We start from the raw sequence: 2,550 nt of genomic DNA, 5'->3' as shown, positions 1-2,550 counted from the left end.
AATGGTTTTTCAAAATCTTTTAGAATACTATTATTTTGAATCATATTCTTTAAAAACTTCTTTATTTCAAAATATTTTTTTTCCATTGGAGTTACTGGATATTTTTCTACAAGTTCCCGTATATTTATTTCTGAAGGGATAAAAAACTCTTCTTTTTCGCCTCTTTTTATCCTAAAATACATGCTATATTTGTAATCATATTCAGAGAATACATCATCATACGGATTAATAGTTTTTAATACTCCTAAATATGGTGACATATTTTGAAGTTTTTCAAATTTTACCTTTTCTTCTTCAGTCATTTTATCAGATTGTGTTTCTTTTAAAGAACCATCATTACAGCTAAAAATAAAAATAGCTGTAAAAATTAACAAAAAAATTTTTTTCATGACACCTCCGTAAAAAAATTAATCTTCAAATCCATTTGGATTTTTTTTCTGCCAGTTCCAAGAATCTCTGCACATATCTTCGATAGTGTATTTTGCTTCCCAGTTTAATAATTTTTTAGCTTTTGAGGCATCGGCATAGGAAACGGCAATATCTCCTGCTCTACGGCCGTCAATTACATACGGAATAGTTTTTCCAACGGCTTTTTCAAAGTTTTTTAGAATTTCAAGGACGCTGTAACCTTTTTCACTTCCTAAATTTATTGCTTCAAATCCAATGTTTCCACTAAACAAATAATTTATAGCGGCAGAATGCCCTGCTGCTAAGTCATTTACGTGAATAAAGTCCCTTATACAAGTCCCATCAGGTGTATCATAATCATTTCCGAAAACATGCAGTTTTTCTAATTTTCCTACTGCAACTTGAGTTATGTAAGGGGCAAGGTTGTTTGGAATACCGTTTGGATCTTCTCCGATTCTTCCGCTCTCATGAGCTCCTAATGGATTAAAATATCTAAGGGCAATAATATTCCAAGAATCATCAGAAGTTGCCAAATCAACTAAAATATTTTCAATCATAAGTTTTGTTCGGCCATAAGGATTTGTTGCACCCATTGGATCACCTTCAACTAAAGGCATTTTTTCAGGAATACCGTAAACCGTAGCTGAAGAACTGAATACAATGTTTTTTACATTAAATTCCTCCATCACTTCAAGCAAAGTAATCATACCAAATAAATTATTTCTATAATACATAAGTGGTTTTTCCACAGATTCTCCAACTGCCTTAAATCCTGCAAAGTTAATTACAGCATCAATTTTATTTTCACTAAAGATTTTTCTCAATCCTTCTTTATTTTTTATATCCAGTTCATAAAAAGATATTTTTGTTCCAGAAAGTTCTTCTAAAATTGTAATAACTTTTTTGTTTGAATTGCTAAAATCATCTACTATTATTGGATTAAATCCTTTCTTTATTAAATCTAAAACTGTATGGGAACCAATATATCCAGCTCCTCCTGGCACTAAAATTGTTTTCATAAAAATATCTACCTTCTTTCTAAAAATTTTTAATTTTTTATATTATTTTAGTCAAATTTTAAAATTACCTAATTAATTATGTAAATTGATTTTTTCCATAATCTCATCAAAAGTTTGAAAACCATTTAAAGTTTCTACAATTTTCCCATCCTTAAATAAAATAAGCATAGGCAATCCTCTTATTTTAAATTTGGTTCCAAATTCAGGATAATCGTCAACATCAACTTTGACAATCTTGCACTCAGAATTGTCAGCTACTTCGCTAATAACCTTTTCAAGCATTTGACAAGGTCCGCACCAGATAGCATAAAAATCTATAAGTGTAAGTCCAGTTTGTAAAATTATTTCATTATCAAAGTCTTCGCCAGCATAATTAATGATTTTACTCATATTTTCACCTCATATTTTAATAAAATTATATTTTCAGTTATTATACCAATTTTAATTAATTTGTGCAATTTTATTTTTTGACTAATTTTAAGAAGACTTCATTTCCAATAACATCTCCATCTTCTTCTACTTTACCTTTTCTTTTAACTTCAATTCTTTGTGAAGCATAGAATTTCAAAGCATTACCACCTGATGTTGTTGTTGAAGGCCCATACATTACCCCAACATTTGCCCTTGTTTGGTTTAAGAAAACTACAGTACATTGATTTTTATGAGCATTTGCAGCAATTTGTTTTAATGCTTTACTCATTAACCTTGCAACCAAACCAATTGTTGCTTTTTCAAAATCATCTTGTTCATATTCAGCACGAGGCACCATTGAAGCAACTGAATCCACAACAATCATGTCAACTGTACCTGAAGCACATAAATCATTTACAATTTTTAAACATTGTTCCGCAATGATAGGTTGAGAAATTGCTAAATTATCAGTATCAACACCTAAACGTCTAGCATATCTAGGGTCAAATGCTTGTTCAACATCTAGGAATACAACATTCCCACCTTCTTTTTGAATATTACCAGCCATTGTTAAAGCAATAGAGGTTTTACCAGATGCTTCAGATCCATAAATTTCAATGATACGTCCTTTTGCAACACCACCACCTAGAATATTATCAAGAATTAGAGATCCTGTACTTACTGTTTGAACATCTACCTCTTTCAAATCAGG

General features: G+C 30.4%; 4 protein-coding genes. All 4 read right to left on the bottom strand.

The genetic code is table 11. The features are described from left to right. Nucleotides 1-389 (bottom strand): hypothetical protein (locus Q0370_RS05515; protein ID WP_299573166.1); only part of this gene is annotated, 389 nt, incomplete at its 3' end. Between the two features lie 18 nt (nucleotides 390-407). Further along, nucleotides 408-1,427, bottom strand: a complete 1,020-nt coding sequence (gene galE, locus Q0370_RS05510; protein ID WP_299573163.1) for a UDP-glucose 4-epimerase GalE — start codon at nucleotides 1,425-1,427, stop codon at nucleotides 408-410. 72 nt (nucleotides 1,428-1,499) lie between these two features. Further along, nucleotides 1,500-1,817, bottom strand: a complete 318-nt coding sequence (locus Q0370_RS05505; RefSeq protein ID WP_147006124.1) for a co-chaperone YbbN — start codon at nucleotides 1,815-1,817, stop codon at nucleotides 1,500-1,502. Between the two features lie 70 nt (nucleotides 1,818-1,887). Beyond that, nucleotides 1,888-2,550, bottom strand: a 663-nt coding sequence (locus tag Q0370_RS05500; RefSeq protein WP_299573159.1) for an AAA family ATPase, incomplete at its 5' end; no start/stop codon positions are given.

Source organism: uncultured Leptotrichia sp. (assembly GCF_938036635.1).
Classification (GTDB): Bacteria; Fusobacteriota; Fusobacteriia; order Fusobacteriales; family Leptotrichiaceae; genus Leptotrichia; species Leptotrichia hongkongensis.
The sequence above is the reverse complement of the archived record's forward strand: the minus strand, read 5'-3'. Positions and strand labels throughout refer to the sequence as shown.

What these genes read in the sequence shown, in the direction of transcription:
- galE (WP_299573163.1), bottom strand. Translation starts at nt 1,427, where the DNA reads ATGAAAACAATTTTAGTGCCAGGAGGAGCTGGATATATTGGTTCCCAT.
- Q0370_RS05505 (WP_147006124.1), bottom strand. Translation starts at nt 1,817, where the DNA reads ATGAGTAAAATCATTAATTATGCTGGCGAAGACTTTGATAATGAAATA.